Annotated in this window: 16 protein-coding genes and 3 pseudogenes; 4 read left to right on the top strand and 15 right to left on the bottom strand. The window is 45.5% G+C overall.

Annotated elements, in window-relative coordinates:
• Positions 1-107: 107 nt before the first annotated feature.
• From Xmir_RS15015 to Xmir_RS14990, 6 genes and pseudogenes are all read right to left on the bottom strand, one after another.
• On the bottom strand, positions 108-905 hold the full coding sequence (locus Xmir_RS15015; protein WP_244170944.1) for a hypothetical protein: 798 nt from the start codon (positions 903-905) through the stop codon (positions 108-110).
• Between the two features lie 24 nt (positions 906-929).
• Positions 930-2,825: a lipase family protein gene (locus tag Xmir_RS15010; protein WP_099115021.1), complete on the bottom strand. Its 1,896-nt coding sequence runs from the start codon at positions 2,823-2,825 to the stop codon at positions 930-932.
• Complete coding sequence (locus Xmir_RS15005; RefSeq protein WP_099115020.1) at positions 2,825-3,628, bottom strand: DUF4123 domain-containing protein; 804 nt, start codon at positions 3,626-3,628, stop codon at positions 2,825-2,827. Before Xmir_RS15005 ends, Xmir_RS15010 begins: the two co-directional genes overlap by 1 nt.
• A 2-nt stretch (positions 3,629-3,630) precedes the next feature.
• Positions 3,631-5,631, bottom strand: a complete 2,001-nt coding sequence (locus tag Xmir_RS15000; protein ID WP_099115019.1) for a type VI secretion system Vgr family protein — start codon at positions 5,629-5,631, stop codon at positions 3,631-3,633.
• Between the two features lie 44 nt (positions 5,632-5,675).
• A pseudogene (locus Xmir_RS14995) lies at positions 5,676-7,433 on the bottom strand (type VI secretion system baseplate subunit TssF).
• Positions 7,434-7,533: 100 nt separating this feature from the next.
• Positions 7,534-7,821, bottom strand: a complete 288-nt coding sequence (locus tag Xmir_RS14990; protein WP_099115018.1) for a hypothetical protein — start codon at positions 7,819-7,821, stop codon at positions 7,534-7,536.
• A 674-nt stretch (positions 7,822-8,495) separates the two neighbouring features.
• On the opposite strand from Xmir_RS14990, the gene Xmir_RS14985 reads away from it, so the two are divergent.
• Together Xmir_RS14985 and Xmir_RS14980 are read left to right on the top strand one after the other, a co-directional pair.
• On the top strand, positions 8,496-9,365 hold the full coding sequence (locus Xmir_RS14985) for an integrase domain-containing protein (RefSeq protein WP_099115017.1): 870 nt from the start codon (positions 8,496-8,498) through the stop codon (positions 9,363-9,365).
• 253 nt (positions 9,366-9,618) lie between these two features.
• The gene (locus tag Xmir_RS14980) at positions 9,619-9,885 is read left to right on the top strand and encodes a helix-turn-helix domain-containing protein (RefSeq protein ID WP_099115016.1); all 267 of its coding nucleotides are present in this window, start codon (positions 9,619-9,621) and stop codon (positions 9,883-9,885) included.
• A gap of 633 nt (positions 9,886-10,518) precedes the next feature.
• Here the strand turns inward: Xmir_RS14980 and Xmir_RS14975 are convergent.
• From Xmir_RS14975 to Xmir_RS14940, 8 genes and pseudogenes are all read right to left on the bottom strand, one after another.
• Positions 10,519-11,547 (bottom strand): annotated as a pseudogene (locus tag Xmir_RS14975) (tyrosine-type recombinase/integrase).
• A gap of 79 nt (positions 11,548-11,626) precedes the next feature.
• Positions 11,627-12,640 (bottom strand): TraI domain-containing protein, encoded by a 1,014-nt coding sequence (locus tag Xmir_RS14970; RefSeq protein ID WP_099115015.1) that lies wholly within the window; start codon positions 12,638-12,640, stop codon positions 11,627-11,629.
• Between the two features lie 163 nt (positions 12,641-12,803).
• Complete coding sequence (locus Xmir_RS14965) at positions 12,804-13,487, bottom strand: N-6 DNA methylase (RefSeq protein WP_099115014.1); 684 nt, start codon at positions 13,485-13,487, stop codon at positions 12,804-12,806.
• 102 nt (positions 13,488-13,589) lie between these two features.
• A complete protein-coding gene (locus tag Xmir_RS14960) occupies positions 13,590-14,513 on the bottom strand; it encodes a DUF1281 domain-containing protein (protein WP_099115013.1) in 924 nt (307 codons plus the stop codon).
• Between the two features lie 89 nt (positions 14,514-14,602).
• A complete protein-coding gene (locus Xmir_RS14955) occupies positions 14,603-14,899 on the bottom strand; it encodes a TA system toxin CbtA family protein (protein ID WP_099115012.1) in 297 nt (98 codons plus the stop codon).
• Positions 14,900-14,908: 9 nt separating this feature from the next.
• Complete coding sequence (locus Xmir_RS14950) at positions 14,909-15,457, bottom strand: hypothetical protein (protein ID WP_099115011.1); 549 nt, start codon at positions 15,455-15,457, stop codon at positions 14,909-14,911.
• 119 nt (positions 15,458-15,576) lie between these two features.
• Positions 15,577-16,038 (bottom strand): antirestriction protein, encoded by a 462-nt coding sequence (locus Xmir_RS14945; protein WP_099115010.1) that lies wholly within the window; start codon positions 16,036-16,038, stop codon positions 15,577-15,579.
• Complete coding sequence (locus tag Xmir_RS14940; RefSeq protein ID WP_099115009.1) at positions 16,028-16,465, bottom strand: antirestriction protein; 438 nt, start codon at positions 16,463-16,465, stop codon at positions 16,028-16,030. Before Xmir_RS14940 ends, Xmir_RS14945 begins: the two co-directional genes overlap by 11 nt.
• Positions 16,466-17,889: 1,424 nt before the next feature.
• Here Xmir_RS14940 and Xmir_RS14935 point away from each other — a divergent pair.
• Positions 17,890-19,728, top strand: a complete 1,839-nt coding sequence (locus Xmir_RS14935) for a hypothetical protein (RefSeq protein WP_167385996.1) — start codon at positions 17,890-17,892, stop codon at positions 19,726-19,728.
• 117 nt (positions 19,729-19,845) lie between these two features.
• Positions 19,846-20,097: pseudogene (locus tag Xmir_RS29335) on the top strand (IS6 family transposase); the annotation flags it as partial.
• A 99-nt stretch (positions 20,098-20,196) separates the two neighbouring features.
• Here Xmir_RS29335 and Xmir_RS14925 read toward each other — a convergent pair.
• A complete protein-coding gene (locus Xmir_RS14925; RefSeq protein WP_099115007.1) occupies positions 20,197-22,326 on the bottom strand; it encodes a phage tailspike protein in 2,130 nt (709 codons plus the stop codon).
• Positions 22,327-22,695 lie beyond the last annotated feature (369 nt).

Raw genomic sequence — 22,695 nt, 5'->3', positions numbered from 1 at the left:
GTATGAAAAAATTAGTTATCAATGATTGATATCAACCACAACATCAGAAACTATAAATAAATCATGGAATGTTCTGATGCTGAGGTGGTTTTAATAATTATTAATTACTATTCCAATTGGGATGTATTATTTATTTTCCAATAATCAATAGAATCCCTATCTAAATCAACCTTACCATCAGGATATTCAACTCTGGATGGTTTATTACCTCCTGGTATAATAATTTTTGGCATTTTAGTTTCATCTAAAGTTGGTATGTATTTTATTTTCCATTCATTTTTTTGCTGTAGAATTAATTCAAAAAAGGTTAGTTCCCTCCCAGAATAAAGACCTATTTGATTAGTATTACCTGTAACAAAACTTTTTCTTAAGACTGGATAAATAGTCGGCCTATAATCAATGATATTTTCGAATTTTTTCATGTCACTAGGTTTTCTTGCACCATTGATATATACATTTATTCCAGCCCTACCTCGCGATACAGCATTCTTCATCAGATGGCTAACGTTAGTATACTCAATAGCTAATTCAATATTATCAATCTGCCATTGACACCAACCTCCACCATTAAGAGGTATTTTTTCTTTAAAATAACCTGTTACAGGATCTACTAAAATATTAAATCTGTTCCAGTGATATTTAGGTAGGTGATAGAGTGTTCCACCTGCGGTATTATGAGTCGCAAGACACCTATTTGAAGCATAAATACTGTCTAAATTAGGTTTCGTATTTGGAGGAGCAATACCTTCAACTGTAATCCATTGATTTTTTTCAGGTGGTGAAAATGGTTCAGACTTATCTTTATAAGTCTGCCAGTAACTTGAAATAGTATTAGATATGAATTCACATCCTGTTAAGCACAGGACAAGTGGTAATATTGTTAATAGTCTGAATATTAATTTCATTATTAGCCTCATATTATCCTTTTATCATTTCTCAGAGTAACGTTGTAAGGCTATTGGGCCTCTTTTATCGTTTTTAGTTACTTCTAGAGTTATCATTAATTGATTATCTATTTCTCTTAAGAAATAATATTCTCTGATTTTTTTTCTTTGAAATACTGCGCGAATCGAATGCGGTTCACTTTCAAGAAATGATAAATCTTCCTGCTTCCTTTGCAATTTTTTATCCGGTGAAAGAGTGCACAGTTCTCGCAATCTCTTATCAATATATTCAGCATATAAGGCGCTACTATGGTCAAGAAGGCCTGTCCCACGCTTGCCTGTAGGATTTTCGTCACCTTGAAAAAATGAACGTACCTCTTGCTCTCTGTATTTATCTACTTTGGTCTGTTGTTCAATAAATTCTTTAGTCTCTTTTCTGGTTTTTTCATTTAACTCCGGAAGTAAATACAGTTTTGACTCTGAATTAGGGAGAGCATAAAAGTAAACTAATTTACCATGATGTAAAAAGGACTCATCCTCATGGTTGAGGAATTTGATACTTTTTGCAAAAAGCCAGCTAGCAGGTATTATTGAACCAATAGGTGTATCAAATACCTCGATTGTGTATCCTAAAAATTTAGAATCAGTTTGAAGAGCTATATTATCCATATCTTTTTTAAAGGGTACAGAAGGAACGAAATCATCTTCATTAACATGACGATAGTGAATAATTTCAATGAGTTCCTGCACTGCACTTTGGGTGAATAAACGCGGCATACCGTAGGTATAAAGGCAGGGATTATAGGATTTGAGTTGTGCGCTATGTAACAAGGCGAGGGCACCACCCAAACTATGACCGCAGACGAATAGTTTTTTATTTTGTGTTAACTCAATGATATGTTCAAATACTGTTTTTCCATCGTCTCTTTTAGGTACTTGGATTTCTGTGACAAGATGGAAGGCATCCCAAAAACCTTTATGAACTTTCCCTTTTTCGCTAAAACCACTACATACACCTTGAGGTGTACAGCCTAATTCTAGCGGCTGGAATGTTCCATCTGTGAGAAGATCCTTTGTTTCCGTCATTTCAGTACCACGCCATCCAATAATAACTTCCTTCTTGTTTGCTACGTAAAAAAGTTGGGTGTGACCCTGAGGAATTTTTTGTTTATTTGAGTCAATGTAGACGACCTCAGTATAGCGATCACTAAATGGAACATCATAAACCACTGGGGAAAAAGATTGGTCATTGACCCTATGAGGTGAACGTGACAGATCGAGCAACTGTTTTTGGAAGAGGTTTGTGACTGAACCTAAGTAATTTTCAGTATCTTCGGCATAAGTTAATATACTCATTAGTGAGAGGTTATAAGCATTAACTAATGAATAGTCTTTTTGATGATGTAACAACAAAGACCATGCCCTAAATGGACATATTTCAATAACATAGCGATATTCGCCTAAATATGATGGATAAACTTCAAGGCCCTGTGGTTCACTATCAGGAAAATGGTAGCTTGGAAGAGGATTTTCTTCTTTCCATTTTTCGATAACTGGCATTTTATCAACCAATTCACCAATCTTTGCATAATGATACTTGCGGCCTGATTCCAAGCTCTCTTTAAAAACTGGTGAAATGGCTTTCATGGCTTCGGTAGAGCGAGTGTATTCACTGTTACGCTTCGTTCTCAGTGGGCGTTTTTCCATTTCATCTGCAAGTTCTTGCCCACTGAGAAATAAGCGTAAAGGAGAAGCCAATAATTGCTCTTCCTTGATCATTCCATTCCCATCTGTTTTCCCTGTACGTGTAGTTTTGCTGTTTTTTAATGTATAAGGCATATTGGTTATGGGTTTATTATGTTCATCGACAAGCTGAATTTCTATTTTGTTCTTTAACATAGCCTGACAATCATGACAATAAATCGAATTTGCATTACTCATCAATCTTTCTCCTGTTCTTTTTCTTGTTCCATCGCCAACAGATAATCCTGACCAGAGATTTTCTCAACGTATTGGCCCGCTTCAATTTTTTGCTGCAACCACTGCTCTATTCGTAGTTCCAGACTACCCACAGGCTGATCCAGTTGTTTCGCCATCTCACCGTGGTTTTCCCATAAATCATCATAAAGTGAACTGCTTAACACTTTCAGGCCGTAAGGGGATCGCAACCAAACAGCAAGCAGGTGCTCGTCCAGTATAAAGGGGATTTCACTGTTACCTTCTCCACATGTTTCGGGACGGTAAAACTGCATCGGCTGTGGTATGTCGATCATCAGTTCTGTGACAGGCGATAGCATCAGTGACCAATCACTGGGTGTGAATGCTGGGAGCATCGCACCAAAAACGCGGGCATCCATAATGCGAAATAACACCTGTTCGCCATTCATTATCACCAGTTGCCGGTATTGCCAGTGAGCAAGCTGTTCCTGCCATGATGTATAACTGCGGTATGCCCATCCCCAACTGTTATCACTGAGTGCGTGGCGATCTAGTATTTCCCCTATCTGGAATAACCCGTGGCTTTTTGCCTGTACCAGCCATGGGCTTTGTTTCAACATCTTGTGCATTGGTGTACCACTGTAGAGCGGAAATGCTTGTTCGACCCAATCATTGCGATAAAACTGATCGATCGGATTGGGTTGCGCCAGAGAATTGAGAATAAAGAATACGGGCGCGTCATTCGGTTTATTCAGCCATGTCTGCCAGCTTAGTGATATTTCAGTCATCGTTGCTTCCATCGTCATGGTTATTCCTTATTAGCGGGTTTAATCACCGGACTGACATCCTGCTGAGCCAGTAATGGGCAGTATGGATGAGCCGGAAATTCCACCATCGGCAACGGCTCGACACCTTCCGGCAGTTGCAGTGCCAGCCCGCGTCCGCTGCCGCCTGAACCTTGCCCGACATTAATCGGTGAGCAGAGAATGCCAGCCGGTGTGACTTTCAGAAAACTGCCGCCCACTTTCAGGGTGACTTCTGTTGCGGCTTCCAGTACGACCTTGCCGCCACTTTTCAGGTGGATTTCCTGCCCGCTGTCAATGACGGTCGCATCGCCGGTCTGGATATGCTGGCTGCCGGCAATCCGGTGTGACACGTCCCCTTCGGTGGTGATTTTGCGCGAACCGGCGACCTGATGATGGTCATCGGCGCGGATATCGTGGTAACGGTTGTTATCGATGCGTTGTTTCTGGTCATGCTTGATATGCCAGTACGCATCATTTTCGATATGCGCGGTCAGGTCTTTCTGGCCGTGGAGATAGATTTCTTCGCTGTCTTTGGCATCCTCAAAGCGCAGTTCGTTAAAGCCTTTGCCTTTGTGGGTCTTGGTTTTAAAGGTAGTGCGGGTTTTCTGCGCCGGTAAATCCAGTGGCGGGCGGTTCAGGCCGTTATAGACACAGCCGGTGACTATCGGACGGTCAATATCCCCATTGAGGTAAGAGATAATCACCTCCTGCCCGATACGCGGTATCGCCATAAAACCAAAGCCGTTACCGTTCCAGCCCTGAGCCACGCGCACCCAGCACGAGGCACCATCATCGGGTTGGTCATAGCGGTTCCAGTGGAAATGGACTTTAATCGCCCCGTCTTTATTAACGAAGATTTCTTCGCCTTCCGGCCCGACCACGATAGCGGTTTCATCGCCATCTGCCAGCGGTTTGTAGTGGAAAGGCGGACGATAATCATCCAGACCGGAAATAAAACTGAATTGGTTGGAGAGTGTGGTGCCTTCACCGGCATCATTTCCCAATGCTTGCGGGCAACGCCCGTGGTGGCTGATACTGACTACCTGCCAGCGAACATTAAGCAGTTTATGGGGATGATTTTTTATCTCGAAGATTTTACCTGGCATCAGTTTGATGCAGTTACTGCTACCGCTGCCGGTCTGTTTCTGGTTGTCCAGTGCTTCCTGCCGGTATTTTAAAAACGGTTTGGCGGCGGCATCTTTCTGGAAGCGCCCGTAACTTTCAAACACGGTGTAAGGGGTCTGGCTGCCGAAGTCACGAAAGCCTTCGCTGCTGTGCATATGGGAGAGATGATAGCGCGGGTTCTCCGGGTTGAAATCTTTGTGCAGGCTGCGCTGCGGACTCATGCCGACGCCTAACCGTACCAGATAAATCGTATCTACCCCGTAGGCGGTTTCCGGCTGAGGCTGGTATTGCAGCGGCAAGCCAGCGGTCATGCCCAGATGGCTGTCACTGAAAAACAGCGTTTCATCCTCAAACCAGAAACTGATACCTTCTTCCGCGGCTAACCGGCTGAAAAATGTATAATCGGATTCGCGTTTCTGGGTCACATATCCCCGGTCCTGATGCACATCGTAGAGCTTCGAATCGGCTTTCACCCGGTGTTTTTTCAGCAGGCTGTTTAAAATAGCCGGCACATTTTGCCGGTGATAAATCCGGCTGTCCTGATTGAGCGTCAAGCGCCAGCAGGCAGGCCGCACGGTGACGGAATAGATTGTCTTATTACCATCGGTGCCCACCCAGTCCGCATGGGAGATGATGCCGGTGATTTTGCGCTGCTCCGTTTCACCATAAAAAACCTGCAACACCGCTTCCTGCATCAGCAGCGAGGCTAAATCAATTTCCGCCTGTGGCTTAAAGGGGTTCGGATTGCCCGTTCTGACCAGTGTCATGTTCAGGGTAAAAAGTTCTGATAATCCCTCTTGCAGGGAAAATTCCCCCACAGCAAAAGTGTCTTCCGGCACACCGGCGATGTGGCAGACAAAGCGTAATCCACTTTTCATGTTAATGTTTTCCTTATGGTTGACGTCATGCGTTCCTTAATCGGTTACATTGCCGGGCGTAACCCATCGACATGCCAGAACTGCCATAGCACCTTGTGACTGTCCGGGGTGAAAATCTCCAGCATGACAAACGAAGATTGGGTGATAAAACAAGCCAGTGCCTGATTGATTAACCGGCAGAAGCGATACATTTCTCCCTGATTACGATAACAATCAGGGTTCAGCGTCAGTGAGAGTAAATGCCCGCGAATGGGGCGCCCCCGCCGCATCCGGTCAGTCAGACTCTCTTCCACCTGTACAATGCCGTCAATGTGTTGCTGGAACTGGCAGCTCAAGGGGCGATGCGTGTCAGCATACGGGTCAAACAACCGGAGAAACTGTTTCAGGCTGTCGGTGGCAAACAGTATCATCGGTGGGCTGGAAAGACAGGAGAGCAGCGGCCAGCCGTTATTTTCCTGTAACAATGGCGGATAATCGGTCACCACCGGAATAATATTCTGCACATCAAGATGGGACGGTGCACTTTCCGGCGTCACGGTAATTACGCCTTGTTCCAGCCTCAGTGCCTGCTCATGGTAGCCGATGAAAGAGCACGAGACAGCAATCTCCGGCAGATTGTTTGCCGGATTGCCGGCCAAATCAAAAAAGCACAGCCGATGTTGGATACTGCCCAGAAAATCAGATTCAGTCTGGAGCTGGTAGTAAAACGTGTCGGGCTGTGCATCGTCATCAAAAAAACGCCCGGCGGGAACAAACTGCTCAATCGGCAGCCAGTGATAAGGCGTGCCACGCTGCTCACTGTCTTCTGGCTGTACCACCACCTGAACCTCCTGCAGCCGGTACAAGCACACCGATCCGCCTAATGGCAGCGGATAGCGGTGATTACCGGCTTCCAACCGGACAGGCGGGATAGCCTGGTTTTCCAGATGTATCGCCGGCACACAACCCAACAAAAATGCCCCCTCGACATCCTCCAGTGGCAATTCACCCCCGAAACGCAAAATCAGCTCAAACGTACCATCGTCATTCAGCGGGACTTTTGCGCAACTGCTGCTGATATCCAGCGTGACAAAGTTATAAAGCGCCGGCAACGCATAATATTCCACCAACGGTTGCAGGCCGGAATAGGGACTTTTGGCGGTGGGCAGCAACGGTTCGTCAAGCAAGCCATGCCAGCCATCAGGAAAACTTTTCATTGTTCGCCGCTCACCCTGTGTGTTCAGACTGATATCACAGATATGTTGATCCAGTCACAGGCTGAGCTGGGCGGCGCGCTTCGTATCGGTGCCAAGGAAAAAAGATAAGGCTCCGCTTTGCCAGAAAGAAGACGCCGAACCGGTTTGGCATAGTGTCAGGATGATTTCACTGTGAGTGCCCGTTTTCCTGACTGCGCGCTCCTGTACAATCAACGGTTCAATATGCAAAGGGCGGCAGGTTTTAAAGTTGATCAACTGCCCGTTAAGGCTGGCAGACACCGATGTACTGATCGGGATCTCGGCAGTGCCCTGATGTTCATCATCCGTAGGCGTAAACTGTACTATCGTCGTCGGTGGAATAGGAGACAGGGCTAACGGCCAGATACGGGAGAGAATGCCGTGAACAATTTCGGGCAAATTATCCTCCAGCTTGTCCCGCAGATTGGCAATCAAAAACGCAAAGGCTTCGAAAACACGGGCAATATCAGGGTCATGAGAGGAAACCAGAAACTCAGCCAGATGCGGCGACTCTTTCGCGATGTGCTCAGCCAGCTCTCGCAGGTAAGCGCGCTCTTTTAGATAAAGCGATTCTTTGTTGTTTTTCATTGAATTTAACTTGTGTTTTATCAATTAGGCTTCGGTATCATGCTGAATCTCAGCGAGATAAAATGCATAGCTGAACAGAAAAGCACATTTATTCTACACATTAATCAATCAAATTAATTAACGAATTAAATCCAGTTTTTGGCTGGTGTTGGCAGAATATAGGGGGATTATCGGAATATGCACGGTAATTCAGGCAAAAATCAGGCTGGCAGGAATAGTTAATGGTTTGACTCCCGCCTGTCTGACCGTTAATATCTTTCTCTACAAAAATGATCCCTCGCCTGTCAGGATCACCTTCGGGTGGCGAATGAAAACTCCCGTAGCCTGCAAGGGAGAGCAAGCATTGCGGTACATCTGCCCACCTTTGGAAGCAGATATTGTCAGACATAAACCCCTTGTCTGGTAATGAAGGTTTCTTAAACTAAAAATACGCCCAAAAGGTGTTTTTATCTTGTCGCCGAAGGGTGTTGAACGTGGGTTCATACACTGACTTTTCAAATCAACATAAATCCTGTTTATCTTCAATGAACAACAGGATGGCTTTTGCGCATCCGTTCATACTTTTATCTATCCCTGTCTGAATTATTCAACAGACAATTTTTCTACCGCTAAACCATTAACGCATGACTACCGTTTGACACTGGATCTGGCGGCGTTTTGCTGTACCCGTTGGTATTTCAACGCTTGCATAGTCTTTGCTGATTGTTCGAAAACTCAAGGCGTCACTTTTTGCGGGTTACCGCTGAAAGTGACGCCGCAGCCAAAGCACAACACAACCTTGACAGATTCAGGCCTGCTTAACCACGCAGTAAATCTGACACTGCATTTTTAGATTGAAAAAGGAGAACTTGACGATATCGAGGCTGGCTTTTTTGCCGGTGGGGATAACCTGTTTATACAGGCGGCAGTACCGCGTACTCAACCGATACCCCGCAATACCTCAACTTGCGTTCACTCTGGCGCACAGATATCGATCAAGGGCAAAGCAGGTTTTTCTGTTTTGCCAGAATGGTCGCGCGCCAGAGATTGCATGTTGTCAGGTATAGGTCGCGGGAGAAGCTAATGAGTCGATTGATTAAGGAATTAAAATTTTTTGCCCGGCAAGGCGGCGGCAGCCATAAGACCTGCCATGATCGCATTCAGATCGCCGAACGTTTTGGCTCGTTGTTATTGAGCCTGAATATTCAGGTTAAAAGCCTTAAGAATTTGAAAGCCAAGCATGTGGAACAGTATGTTGATGCCCGTTTGTCTCAGGGGATTGCCAAGCGAACGGTGCAAAATGAAATGTCCGCACTGCGTAATATCTTCCGCGTGGCAGGTCGGGAGAAGCTGGAAACCTTGCCGCGTTTAAGCAATCAGGCATTGGGATTAAGCGGAACCAGCCGCGCCGGAACAAAACAAGCGATCCCTGATGCCACGTTTCAGGTTGTTTATCAGAAGGCACGTGAACGTGATGCCGGATTTGCCGTCACACTGACACTTGCCCGATTGTTGGGGTTACGTTCTCAGGAAGCGGTGCAATGCAGTGCTTCATTGAAAAGCTGGCGCAAACAGTTAGAGCAACCAGAGCCAAAACTGCATGTTGTTTTTGGTACAAAAGGAGGCCGGCCAAGGCAAACCCGCGTACTGGATATCGCAGCGGTAAAAGAGGCTGTCGAACAGGCCATTGCTATTGCAGAACAACGTGGCGGCAGGCTGATTGATAAACCCGATCTCAAGCAGGCCATGAACTACTGGCGGAAACATACCACAAAGATTGGTTTAACAGGCTGCCATTCTCCCCATAGTTTACGCTATGCATGGGCGCAGGATGCACTGAATTATTACCAACAAAATGGTTTTAGTCGTCAGGAGGCAAGAGCACTGGTTTCAATGGATTTGGGGCATGGTGATGGTCGTGGGCGTTATGTTGAGCGGGTTTATAGCCGTTAAACTTAGTCGTTTAGTTATTGAGTCCGATAAAACAATCAGTTAAAGTATTCGCGCCATTGGCAAATTCTAATGGTCAAGGTTTTGCAGCCTTGCGCACTTATACACTGGTAAGATACTTTACCAGTGTTCTTGCTATTACCTTTTCTATGGTGGTTCAGGCTGGGGAGGCTATGCCTCGCCGGAATAAGTGCCGGTCTGCAAACCCTGTCTGAATCGCCACCATCAATAGTAATTAATGGAAGGGGTAGCAGGAATGAATAACAACGTTAGAAATGACTGGCATCAGGCCGATATCATCGCAGCATTACGTAAACGTGGGACAACCTTAGCGGCGCTCTCCCGTGAGACGGGACTCAGTTCATCAACATTAGCAAACGCACTCAGCAGGCAGTGGCCTAAAGGTGAGTGGATTATTGCGAATTATCTCGGCATCCATCCCTCAGAAATCTGGCCAAGCCGTTATTTTGATAAGCAGGGTCACCTGATTGAACGTAAGGTTCGCAATAAACCACAAGAATAACCCGCTGTAATTTGTGATCGATGTCGTAAAAATGATAATTTTTCATCTCAAGCCCTGAGCGTAAAATGGCAGCCCAATTTGACCATTTTTAACCCTCACGGCTTTTTTGCTTTAAGGTGATTGAAAAACGCACAATTAATGGTATAAATAAGAAAAATCAGTCAGATAGAAAAGAAAAAGTAAGCAAAAAAATCTGGGGGCATTAAAAGGGGCATAAACGGAATGAAAGATAATAGACTTTATAAATTCAACACGTTATAATGCTTTTCGATTCCGCCTCCGGCACCAAATTTCCATGCGGGTTTGTCCTAGGTTGTTAAATTTCCTGACAAAAGCGCAAAAAAGAATCAATCGTTAATTAAATGTTAAACCCTAATCAGCTCAATTTGTACTGTTTAGTTGAAAAGAACATTTAACACAAGATGACAGGGTAGCTGTTTTAACAGTTACCCTTTTCTTGTTTAAGGTAATGATTTCAGTAATTGATTCTGATGTCAAGTCAGGGAAAAACTTTACGGGACAGGGGGATCTAAATTAGCCATTTTTTCATACCATCCCTATTGATGCAGGGCAGTTCACTCACACCTCCACCTCAATCCTGTCTGAGACCTGCCCTGTCTTTTTTACGCCGTTTTATTCATTCTCATCGGCATGCTCATCAACAAAATCAGTATACAACCCCAGTTCCCGCTCCAGCGCTTTGCCCGTCACCTCCATATCAAGATCAATGTATTCCATCGTGGTCGCCACATTACGGTGCCCCAGTAAGCGTTTCACCAGCGGCAGATTACGATCCGGCGATTTCATCAAGGTCGTCGCCAACGTATGACGAAAACGGTGAGGCGAGACCGCAAAATCACACTCTTTGGACAGCCGGCGAAAGAAAGAACGGAGCTGTTGTTTTTCCCGGTCGATATCGTATTGGTAACGGGAAAGCCGGCTTGGGTGCGGGACACTCAACCGGCTGAGATCGAAAATCGGATCGTGGGCTTTCGCACCGGCAGCGATGGCCCTTTCTACTAATTTTACCAGCCGGAGTTTAAGCGGCGGAATAATCGGTATTTCCCATTCACTGTGGTTTTTACTGCCTTCCAGCCCCAGTTCAATATAATTGCTGTCCAGATTAATATCCCGCAGCCGCAGGTGCAGTAACTGGTTCTGACGCATCCCCGTAAAGCGCAATGTCGCCAGCACCGTTGACCAATACCAGGTCGGATACAGGGCACAACGCCCTCCCCGTGGAGTCATCTCGATTCTTTCTTCCTCAGCAAACTTGCCCATCAGCAGATTAATGCGGGTTATCTGCGATTGGCTCAAAATCTTCTTCTTTTTCTTCTCTTTTTTAGCCACGGCGTTGTTAAACGGATTTTCGGTGTGAGGCAGCAGTTTTCGCTCTATGCCGAAATTAAAAATCGCCCGCAGATGAGCCACCTTATTATTCCAGGTATGACTCGACTGCTTTTTTTCCACCAGAAGGTGGCGCCGCCACCGCAGCACATCCCGGTGAATAACCTGTGCCGGTGATGCGGATTATCCCATAAACCGGATAAAACCCCGTGTGACCTTGCGATAACTCCATTCGGTATCCGGTCGCAGGATATGTGAAAAAAAGTACTCTTCTAATAGCTCTTCCCAACTGAGCGTTTCTGCTGTATTCAACATGTTATTTTTTCCTCGGTTCATCCTGCCGTTTCCTGTCCAAAAACAATTTGCGGCAATAAAATACAAATAACCCTTTAAATTATTTACCTTTAAATGATGAATGTGGGTGACTGTCAGTGGCAATACTTTCTTTCTCCCGTCCCGGCTGTTTGGTCAGTTTCGGACCGTGATGATGATTTTTTCCCTGATTTTGTGGTGAAGATTCATCCGGTGACTGAAATAATGACAATAATGTCAGAGTATCGTCAGAGGGAGCGGTGGGCGGTGGGGTTATGTCACTGGCGGGAGTCCGCACTGTCGTTTCCGGCACAGGGTTGTCTTCAGTAGAGAACACGGTCTCCGTCACCGGTTTCACCTGCAAAGGGGAATGGAGCTGTCCGGCCGCATCCTGAAGCAAGGTATCTATCAGCGGAACGCTGGAGGGGCGGCCATTGAGGTGCAACATCAGACAGTGCCAGACCTCCGGTACCGTCACCAGCCACATCATGGCTTTTTCCGGTAACAGACAGGCGGCCAGCAACACTTCCTGCGGAGCCGGCGGTATGTTTTCCGGTGCGCGGAAACGGAAACGAAACGGTTTGTCGGGAATACCGATCCCCGGTTGCCAGACCAGCCTGTCTTCCAGTTCCCCTTCGAGTTGCCGCAACAACGGCAGGTGGTAAAACAACGCCGCCCAGAACACCACCGCCTGCCATAAGACCCCTTGTACTGCCTGCGTTTCCGGTGCCACACCCGGCGGCAGTAAATGCCCCTTCGCTAACCGCACGGCACAGGTGGTAAATTGCAGTGTCAGGTCAGCAAATCCGCCACTGCCTGACCACTTCCCTTCCGGGGCGGCGGGTATCTGCTGAACACTGCCCAGCAGTTGTTTAATCGGGGCGAGATAAAAACGCTGGTACAACCCTTCAGGCAGCGTACTGTTTTGCCATAATTGTTGCAGGCACTGACGGCGCAAGGGGGTTGCCAGCAACGCCTCCACTGATTGTGGCCGGAAATAGTCCCCGTTATCACAAGCCTCGCTCGTTTTTTGCCCTGATGATTTTTTCTGTAATGCTGGCGAACGGGTAAAATGCGATTTAAAACGTGTAAACATCACTTTTCTCCTTGTCAGATTTGGCTCAGTGTCGGTCAATCCCAATCGTAAACAAGGCGAAACTCTTTTTGCGAAAATAAAAATTGTTTGTATGACTTACACTTAAACGTAAAAAAGCGCCCCGAAAGGCGCAGTCGTGAAACAAAGAGGGGGAAAACAGAAATCAGGCCGCGTGTTCATCGTCCTGCAAACGCTGCGACCAGTTGCCCAGATAATGGGCCGGTGTGTAGCGTGTCCGTTGGCTGCCGGGATCATTCAGCACATCACCAATCGTGACCGCTGCCGGAATACCGGTCAGGGAAAGCTGGATATACGCCATCACCGCCGCCAGCGGGTCGATATCAATCGCACAGACCCACATACTGGACAACGGATCATGTCCCTGCTCTCTTAATACCTCTGCGGCTGCCAGCATCATACAGGCCGCACCACAACAAGGTTCGTGGAAGGTGACAAAGGGTTGGGTCTGCAACAAGTCAGACACCTCATTCAACTGCAATTGTGCCATGACTCTGGCCACACTCCAGGGTGTAAAGAATTGCTGAAGTTCCTTATTGCCCAGCTCCAGTTGCATAAACACGCTACCGAGAAAATCACCGGGTTCTTCCGACAATGCCAGCACAGTAATCGAAAAAAGTTTCACGATCCGGTCAATATCTTCCCGTTCATACTTGTTGATGGTTTTCAGATAGAACTGCTCCAGTTCCTCACTGAAACAGTATTTATTGTGAATGGCCACCATTGTACAGTTGCAAAAATCCTGAAAAACCCGATAACGGTTACGGTAACGGGCGGTTTGTTTAAACAGCGAAATAAATGCTTTCTGGTAGTCCGGACAAGAAGCCATGGCGTGTTTTCCTGATAAAAAAGGAAAACACGCCCCGAAAGGGGAACGTGTTTCCCCTTTCGGTTGAAGTCAAGATAAGTTGATGCTGCGTTGAACAAAATGTTACTGCCCAACGGCAATGGCCGGTAAGGCCAGCGTGGTTTCCGCTTTCTCACCGTTGACCAGATACAATGCCGGCCGGTTTTCCCGCCCGGACAGCCCATAACCGCTGTCCACATGCTCGCCCTGGTCATAGCAGTCGTAACCTTTGAGCTGGCCTGACGCTTCGCTGTACCAGTGGCGGATCTCACAGTCAAACACCGTTGACAATTCGCCCATCAATTCTGCCGAGGGCGGTGTCCACGGGGAATCAAACCGCACCGTCAGACTGCTGGCATTGCGGCGCTCCCAGCGGACATGATGGCCAAACGGCCATTCCAGACCGTATTGCTCGCCGTAAAACTGCGCGGTACTGGCAATCCCCTTGAGCAACCCACTGTTGCCGTTAATTTCACAGGCCAGCCGGGTCGGCATCATCATCAGCATATCGCAGGGTTGTGCTGTTTCCGGATACGCATTCAGTTTATCCCAGCACGCGCCAATATCGGGTGTCTCAGACCAGCCCACCATGCCAAACCAGTCGGTATACTGACGGGTCAGAAGACGGGCGATGAGGTCACGCGCGGGTTCCGGCACACTCTCCCAGCGCATCAGGCTGAGACAGGACTGGCGGTACAAATTATCTGTCCGTTTAATATTGTCGCTGCTTAACGGTACATTGTCCTGCAACAGCTTCAGCCACTGTTCAAACGCCAGGTTCTGCGCCGTTGGTGCCGCCGTACCCCGTATCAGTTCCGGATACGGGGTATAGGTTTGCGGTTTGGTGGGTTTCAGTATTCCCGCACAACCCGCCAGAAACAGGCGCAAACTCTGTAATACGGCCTGACGGTAACGGGGCGTTTCTTCCCCACAGACCCACTGCTGCATCACATCAAGACAAACGGATTTGCCGGTGATTTCTAATTGATTGGTGTACCAGTCTGCCATGGTTATGTTCCTCATTGGATTGATAAAAATAAACCGGAGGAACCACGCCATCAGGGCACAGCTCCCCCGATGGGTGATTGAAAAAAGGGTTACGGCCTGTCCTGCCTGAAAAGCGTCTCAGCAATGCCGCTGTCGAAAATCACTTGCAGCTCATCATGAAGACCCAGATACGGTGTACTGCGCGGGACAGCCTGCGCATCCAGCCGGGTTAAATCGTATTTATCCACCAACTCGTTGATGGCTTCAAATGGCAGGACATCCTGGGCTGTCAGTTCAGCCACCGTGTCGGCTTCACACAGTGCGGTATCATTCAGGCTCAGGCCAAAATGCCGTTTCAGCAGCGTACCGGCAATGACCTGCCAGACGGTTAAACGTAAAGGGGCCATCGTAATACCTCACACGTTAAACGCTGACTGTCGTCCGTGCCGGAGAATATCCTGCACTTCCCGGCACTGTTGATAACAGGGCGAAACGACATGCAGCGACAGTAAATGCGCCGCATGCCACAATGCACGGGCGGCCTGCGTATTCTGCCAGCTCTGCTCAAGCACGGCTGACTGACACAACTGTTGCTGTTGCTTTTCCAGCGACAGGCGCTCCGATGCCAGTGTCACCGGCTGTGCCCAGACAATCTCGTCATAAAACCGGCCACCGAGCACTTTTCTGTCCTGTGCGTCATAAATCATGACGGTCAGAGGAAAAAAAATGCCCGTGACCTGCTCAGGTGACATTTCCGGCAGCGGCCAGTCGCCCAGCAGATGGATAACCTTCAGCCGCTGCACCGCTTCTGTTACCGAAGCCGCTTCGTACACCGTCAGGGTTTCCTCCCGCAGTGACTGTGGCATTTGTGGATGTTGCATCAGGCCGGTCACCTGCATGGTAAACAGGTTTTCCCGTAATGCCGGTTCAGTGTTATCCGGCACGGGTAAAAAAATTGGGTTCATCGGTATTTCCTTGATTTGATGTCAAATAAAGAAAACACCTTCCCGGTATCGGGCGGGTGTTTTCGGCTCCCCGGTCAGGCGCTTAAGAAAAGGGTTAACAGCCTCATGAGCTGATAACGTCAGTGATGATGATTGTTGTTATGGATAAGTGAGGAACGGATAACTTCCTCTTTGACCTTCATGGTCATGACCGACCCTATCAGACCGTTTTCCGGATGATGCTGTGCATATTCCCGCAATTCACAGAACCGACGGGCATCTGCATTCGGCTCATTCAGCACCGCAATACGGGCCAGCACGAGGGATGTCACGGCCAGCCCGAAGGCATCAGCCGAAAGCGTGACCGTTAACTGCGTATCCGGCAGGTAAACCGAATAGGTTTCTGCGGCCGTCGGTATCATATAAGTCAGTGATTCAGACACCTGCCGGCTGATCCATTGCTCCGACCGGTAATCGCCACAGAGTTGCGAGGCGGTATTGGCCAGCAGGAAGCTCAGAAACAACCGTTCCAGTGGGGTCTTATCGGGAAATGCGGCAGACATCGCCAGACTGTCCAGCATCATCAGTTCTTTATTTGGCATCACGCTCTCCCTTTAAGCCCAAAGCCGACCGGATACACTGAGCCTGAGGGTGTTGCCGCGCATATTCACGCAGGGCGCAAAACCGTTCTGCGTACCCGTCCAGCTTCATCAGGGCCGTCAGATCCCCCAATACACTCAGGGTCACCATCAGCCCGAAGGCATCGGTGGAGACCTCGCCTTTAAAGTCAGTCGTATCCACATTGACCACAGAGGGATCCGATCGTACCGGCACGATATAGGCGATAGTGTCTGACACTTTCCGGTACTGCCACTGATCACACCGATAATCGTCACAAAGCACAGCAGCGGCTTTAATGAACGTGTGTTCCAGCAGCATCAGTTCCAGCGAACCGGTGTGCGGAAAAATGTCAGCAAAAGGGGATAATTTAGCCGCGGGTGCCGTGGCCGGGGTGGTATTTTGTTGCATGGTATTCTCCTGATAAAACAACGGAAAACACCTGACCCAATGGGAAACGTGTTCCCCGTTGGGTGACTGGCCTGTTGGCCATGATGGATGAGATTAAGAGACCTTCATCGTCATCAGACTGACGATATCTGCTTCCAAAGGTGCGCAGATGTACCACACAGTTGTGTGCTCCCTTGCAGTCTACAGGAGTGTTGTTGTCGCTGCCCGAAGGTGATCCTCACAAGCGACCGGATCATCAATCAGCCTGACTACGCTAATAAACGGAAATCACAAGGTCAATGGGTAATTCATTTCCCGGGACAAAAATAATGTCAGGAATACGATGGGCTTTTGGGTTAGTCGGGAGGCAGTCGATCACTGTCAATTTTCACTTCACGGGGTGACCCGTTATGGTTGTTTGTTCTGACTCACTTATGCCCCATTGTGTGTTGGTGTCGATGGCTGAATTATATCGATAATCTATTTTTACAATACATAAATTATGACCTACACAGAATAGTTATGACAGTCATTACATGAAACGATGACATGTAATTATTGTTACCAATATATGTGGATACTTATTAAAAAATTAGAATTTTCTTAAACGTCGCCTCAGCAGGAAAATAAAAAATAATAGAAAATCCCTAATAATTATGAAAAGTTATATAATCATTATATCATTTTTATTTTACTCACTTAAATGGTGATTGAAGATTAAACATAACGCTTATTCAATCACTTTTAAAATATAATCATTTATTATTGTATGTATATTGATATAGTTTTAATTTAAAGATAACCTTCCCCTGCAAATTTCAATCAACAATTTTCTTAAAAATTAGCATTAACTTCACCCCGAAGTAGTGTGCTAAAAGTCTTAATTATCTATTTTTGTTATTTTTACAACGTAAATAAAATAACTTGAAATATTATCAATCCAGTATGATTTTCAGTATAAAATAATTATAGCTCTTTCAGGAGATAATATAATGGCTATAAAATCCAACCATCTTATTGAAAATAAGATATTTATAGCTTGAGCATGACCTTATTTTTTGTACGGTATGAACTCAGTGAATCTGGCTGATGTATTATCAGAGATAAATTAAATAACAGAAAAAACATTTTAATTAAAATATAGAAATTAAATTCCAATTTTTTAATTGGAATAAAATAGTGTTTTTATATTTTTTTCTGCCTAATAGAGAAATACATCAAATTGACATTGTTTACGATTATGAAAAAACGTAGGAGATACTATGTATAACTATTGTCCACCGGGTATGAACTCAGGTACGTTTAACTGCTGTGCTCCGGGCATGAACCCGGGGTGGATCAGCGATTATATCCAGTCGGTGATTAACCAGAAGATTATCTGTAATGAACTGCAGGCAGGTCTGCTCAACTGTCAGGGCAATGTGTTGGTGCCGGCAACGCGCATCGTGCGTTGTGAAGACTTAAGTACGTTAGTTGAAGAAGCCGTTCAATCAGGACTGATAGCCATACCGGGCATTGACTCTCTATCCTTTGATGGTACGCATATCCGGCTGGTGGATCAGGCGGGCGTGACACATGATATTAATCTGGCCTCTATTGCACCACAGAGTCTGACTAGCAGCTCCCTCAGCGTATCATTGACGATGAAAGACGGCACTGTGCATACGGTAGATCTGACCGCGGCAGTGACGGACACGATAGCGAAAAAGATTCTGACCAATGCGGAGATCACCAAAGACAATACACTGGTAATGACGCTCGGTGATGGCAGTCAGGTCAATGTGGCCCTGAAAACCCTCCTGACGGACGCCCAGTTGATGAGCGGCAGCATCAACAGTGCCGGAGACATTGATTTGGTTCGCGGAGACGGCACGACGGTGACAATCGACGCCAACGCACTGCGTAAGGTGAAGATCGACCGCGACAGCCCTTTTACCGGGAACGGTGATGATGTACCGCTCAATATGGATTTTAGCCGGGTGTGCTGGAAAATCATTGACAGTATCACGATGGACAGCAGTGGGCTACACATCAAGATTGATAACCAGTGTGATGCGATGACACTGCCGATGTCCGATATCCAGCAAGCACTCGCCAATAAAATCAGCATCTGCGTGGGTGATAGTGGCTTTATCACCGGTAACGGCCAGAATGGTTCATGTCTGGATCTCGACCTGCAGAAAATCATGAATGCGCTGGTAGCGAATGCCAATGTGATGAATACGTTGATCAACAGCCTGAACAATAAAATTGCAGTCAGTACCAATGGCACACTAAGCGGCAATGGTACGGTAGCCAGCCCACTTAGTGTTGCCCTGTCACCAGATGATGGCAATCTGCTTTCCCTGCGCTCAAACGGGGTGTATTACGGCCAGCAATCGTCGGCAAATGTGTCCAAACTGTACGTCGATTCCGTAGGCGGCGATGATAAGAACCCGGGCTCGCAGGAGAAGCCGTTAAAAACACTAGCCACCGCCATTTACAAGGTGCGGGAAGATCAGAGTAACAGTATTTATTTGCGCTGTGGCGGTGAATATCTCTGGCCCAGTTTTGCCGTGTCGAACGGAGCAACGCGGAAGATTCTAGCGTATGGTGATCCCTACATTGATGGCAATAAGGTTCCTCAAATAACCCCAGAGCGGCGCTCCTACGTTTGGTGGACGCGAGATGCGATTGTTCGGCCGAAGATTTATGTGCAGGTGGGCTATACTGAAAATATTCAGGTTTTTTCCAACATGGCAGCCTCCCCACAAAATGGGGGAGTATTGGAGTGTACCGGACTGGAATTTATTTGTGAGGGAGTTAATGATCCTGGAACGCCGAATGCTCCAGCGGATTTTGATCCGAAAGCATGGGCACGCTGGAGTACTTACATGGTATACGGTAACAGTTCGGGCAAAGTAAATTTTTACGGCTGTAAATTTCAGGGCAGTTATGCTCCCAAGGCGGCCAAACTCCAGCCGGACAACGTAGACGAAGACTGGTGGGGTATTGTGGGCAAAGATAGTGTGGGAGAAGGAGCGCAGCCCAAATTCACGGCCTGCTCTTACATCAACTTGGTGGTTACGCCGGGACAGAAAAAATATCCGAATATTATTAACGTTCATTCGGGCATAGCACAACTGGATATAAGGCCTTATTACGATAATTTTGGTGACCTGTCGGGCTATGAATATCTGGTACAGAATATGGCCAACGCGGTGGAGATTACCAATGTATTAACAGGTATCGTAGCGGATCAGAACGGCGTGCCCCGTAATCTAACCGCAAATATTGTGATTTAGAAGGACGGGGGTCGGGGCAACACAGTTGCAAGTAGCCGATAGTAGTAGCTAAGACTCTCATTTTTCCCGAAGGAGCAGCGTATGAATCCTTTCCATGGTCGTCATTTTTAGGGTGAGATTATTTTGTCGGCTGCTCTCTGGTATTGTAATTACGGAATAAGCTATCGCTAATTGCAAGAAATGCTCGCCAAACGCGGCGTAAGTGTTGACCACACCACGATTTACCACTGGGTTCAACTCTACGCAGTAAAAATAGAGAAACGTTTACGCTGGTACCGGCACCATTCGACGGATCTGTGTTCGTAGTATCTTGACGGAACCCATGTCAAAGTTTCAGGGAAATGTTTTTACCTGTATAGGGTCATGGATAACTACAAATAACTGTGGCCCTATACCTTCCACTCCGTGGCAATATCAAAATCGTTGACTGATTTTTAAGCTCGCTTTTATCCAATACTAACTATGAACTTATAACCAGGTTAGATAATAAGAGCACTGTGATTCTATAGTTGCAGATATGTTACCGTTACTATCTGTTGCTGTGGCGGTGATTAAATCTCCCACATTATCACTAACCACTCTAGATTTATATGAACCGTTGATTATACATAGAAAAATATCAACATAAGCTATTTGATCAAAGCTAATTACTGTGATTCTGTAAGTATTTATAGGTCTTATACTATTTTCAAGTGTGTTATTGATACCTTGAACTGTAAAATTAACTAATTGCTTATTTATTGTTGAACCACTGGCGATGACTGTACCTGGCTTTTTAAAGAGAGCTTTCTGTTTTACTGTTTCAATATTTATATTTGTAGAACCCGTCTCATTTTTAATATACCTTACATTATCAATCTCTAACTTAACTATATTGTTTGTTGTATATATATTATTTACTTGTACATCATCAAGATACAAACAATCTATTAAAGACACACAACCTTTTAAATTACTATTAAGTTTACTTGATTCTACGGCGTGAATGTTATCTAAAGTTAACTTTGTTATTGTTCCAATATTATCTACTTTATTATTAACGGATATTAAGTTAACAACCTGTTCACCTTTTATGTTTCTAAAAATGAGGTTGTGTATAGAGCCGTAATCACCAACTTGGTTCAACGCACCATTCTCTATTTTGATGAGCGCTGCTCTATTATCATAAATAGATGGTGTTATATTTCTCCAGTACCCTAATTCTGGATCTTTCACAAATGGGCAATCGTACTGACCTGAATTGTTCCCTATCACATCATCAAACACCACCATTACCCTAACATGTTTGAAGCCCAATCCTCCTAGCCTATTATTGTCAGCTTTTACCCTATTGAATGTTAGATATTCTGATGGAGAATCTATTTCATCATGAGCGTCAACGTATAAACCATACCCATTATTTGCATAAAGATTGAGACCGCTAGGTGACGATATTTCAAAACCAGCCCTAAATAATATGCCATGACTTCCGCATCCAACTACAGAAATGTTACTAAGCTCAGATCTAACTCCTTCGTATCCTTCAGGAATACCTGAATCAATGCCTATTTGATTCTTTGCCCGATGATTTCCAAGAACACCGATACCACTGAGCTTAAACTCTTCATCGTATTTCTTTACAAGGATAGAAATGTCTTTATCTGAACAAACTAAACATCCTGTAGCAATTGAAGACATATCAAACCATGTTCTATTTAAGCCTTCGTCATAATTATAAAAATATGTCCAATTAGCTGATTTACTTCCATCAATGAAGTTTGTTTTATCCTCTCTGCGTCCGTAATATGGATCGGCAAATCCTGCCTTTCCTGATTCTGATGTGATATTTAAATTACCAACTTTACACGACTTAGTTACATAGATAGGAGCATCTGGCAATACCATTGCGTAACCGTAGTACTTGCAAAAAAGATAGCATAATTCCCATGCTTCACTGCAATCTGTAGCGTTAACCCCTTTCTCAACTAAATCTGTTTTTGCCCCAAAATTACGAATATCATTCACCGGATACCCGTTTAGCAGACCAACGCATACCCAATTAGTCTGAATATTTTCCTGCTCAGTAACAATGTGTTCCACATCCAGACGATAAGCATAATACTTACCATCCAGTAACAGTGCGTCAAATTTGGATTTTACTACCGAACCTTTCCTAAGATTACCTGCTCGTTTAAAAATTCCTAAACTGTAATCACTGCAAACTAAGCCACCGAACGATGGTCCAACTAATTTACCTCCACCGTTATTTTTCAATTTTTCACTAAACTGATCAGCCTCACACTTAAGTACATTAGGGTAGTAGTGTTGCTGAACTCCATATGAGTCATAAACAGCCATGCTATAGCCTTCTACGGTGACAAATTTAGAAACCTGATCGTTATATACAGGGAAGCCATCCTGATTAATAAGTATCGGCTGTGTTACTGGAATTGTGCTACCGTCCTCATTTTCCAAGTAAACCTGAATCTGGCTATCTGGTATAGCCGGATCGGTATCTATTTTTCCTATGTAAACACTGCCATTAGGATACACATTGAATGAGTGATCTATAGTGTGTAATTTAGATAGAGCTAAAGTAATATTTGTTAATTTTGGCATATATATTATTCCAAATAAAATGGTGACATTCCCACATATTTATTTTTAGTTTTTACAGAAAATACAATGTTATTAATAGATGGTAATTATGAATTATTACCCCCATGTAAAACATATTATTAAAATCCTAATGAACCTAATCAAGTTACCCTAACTAAGTTATTTTTTTAATTAATTGTAGTTGTATAATTTTCTATACATTCATTTTTATCAATGGCCATACAAATTTTATTAATTTCCTACCTGTCATTTTATGTCACCCATCCTATCAAATATTATTCAAGCCTTACTCTTGTATCTCGAAATCCATTTATTGATGTTCACTGGTGGAGAATCGGTAATTGTTAATATAGTTGACTATATGAACGC

Source organism: Xenorhabdus miraniensis, from assembly GCF_002632615.1.
The sequence above is the reverse complement of the archived record's forward strand: the minus strand, read 5'-3'. Positions and strand labels throughout refer to the sequence as shown.

Excerpts from the sequence above, each read along its gene's own strand:
- Xmir_RS15015 (WP_244170944.1), bottom strand. The coding sequence starts at position 905 with ATGAAATTAATATTCAGACTATTAACAATATTACCACTTGTCCTGTGC.
- Xmir_RS15010 (WP_099115021.1), bottom strand. The coding sequence starts at position 2,825 with ATGAGTAATGCAAATTCGATTTATTGTCATGATTGTCAGGCTATGTTA.
- Xmir_RS15005 (WP_099115020.1), bottom strand. The coding sequence starts at position 3,628 with ATGACGATGGAAGCAACGATGACTGAAATATCACTAAGCTGGCAGACA.
- Xmir_RS15000 (WP_099115019.1), bottom strand. The coding sequence starts at position 5,631 with ATGAAAAGTGGATTACGCTTTGTCTGCCACATCGCCGGTGTGCCGGAA.
- Xmir_RS14990 (WP_099115018.1), bottom strand. The coding sequence starts at position 7,821 with ATGTCTGACAATATCTGCTTCCAAAGGTGGGCAGATGTACCGCAATGC.
- Xmir_RS14985 (WP_099115017.1), top strand. The coding sequence starts at position 8,496 with ATGAGTCGATTGATTAAGGAATTAAAATTTTTTGCCCGGCAAGGCGGC.
- Xmir_RS14980 (WP_099115016.1), top strand. The coding sequence starts at position 9,619 with ATGAATAACAACGTTAGAAATGACTGGCATCAGGCCGATATCATCGCA.
- Xmir_RS14970 (WP_099115015.1), bottom strand. The coding sequence starts at position 12,640 with ATGTTTACACGTTTTAAATCGCATTTTACCCGTTCGCCAGCATTACAG.
- Xmir_RS14965 (WP_099115014.1), bottom strand. The coding sequence starts at position 13,487 with ATGGCTTCTTGTCCGGACTACCAGAAAGCATTTATTTCGCTGTTTAAA.
- Xmir_RS14960 (WP_099115013.1), bottom strand. The coding sequence starts at position 14,513 with ATGGCAGACTGGTACACCAATCAATTAGAAATCACCGGCAAATCCGTT.
- Xmir_RS14955 (WP_099115012.1), bottom strand. The coding sequence starts at position 14,899 with ATGGCCCCTTTACGTTTAACCGTCTGGCAGGTCATTGCCGGTACGCTG.
- Xmir_RS14950 (WP_099115011.1), bottom strand. The coding sequence starts at position 15,457 with ATGAACCCAATTTTTTTACCCGTGCCGGATAACACTGAACCGGCATTA.
- Xmir_RS14945 (WP_099115010.1), bottom strand. The coding sequence starts at position 16,038 with ATGCCAAATAAAGAACTGATGATGCTGGACAGTCTGGCGATGTCTGCC.
- Xmir_RS14940 (WP_099115009.1), bottom strand. The coding sequence starts at position 16,465 with ATGCAACAAAATACCACCCCGGCCACGGCACCCGCGGCTAAATTATCC.
- Xmir_RS14925 (WP_099115007.1), bottom strand. The coding sequence starts at position 22,326 with ATGCCAAAATTAACAAATATTACTTTAGCTCTATCTAAATTACACACT.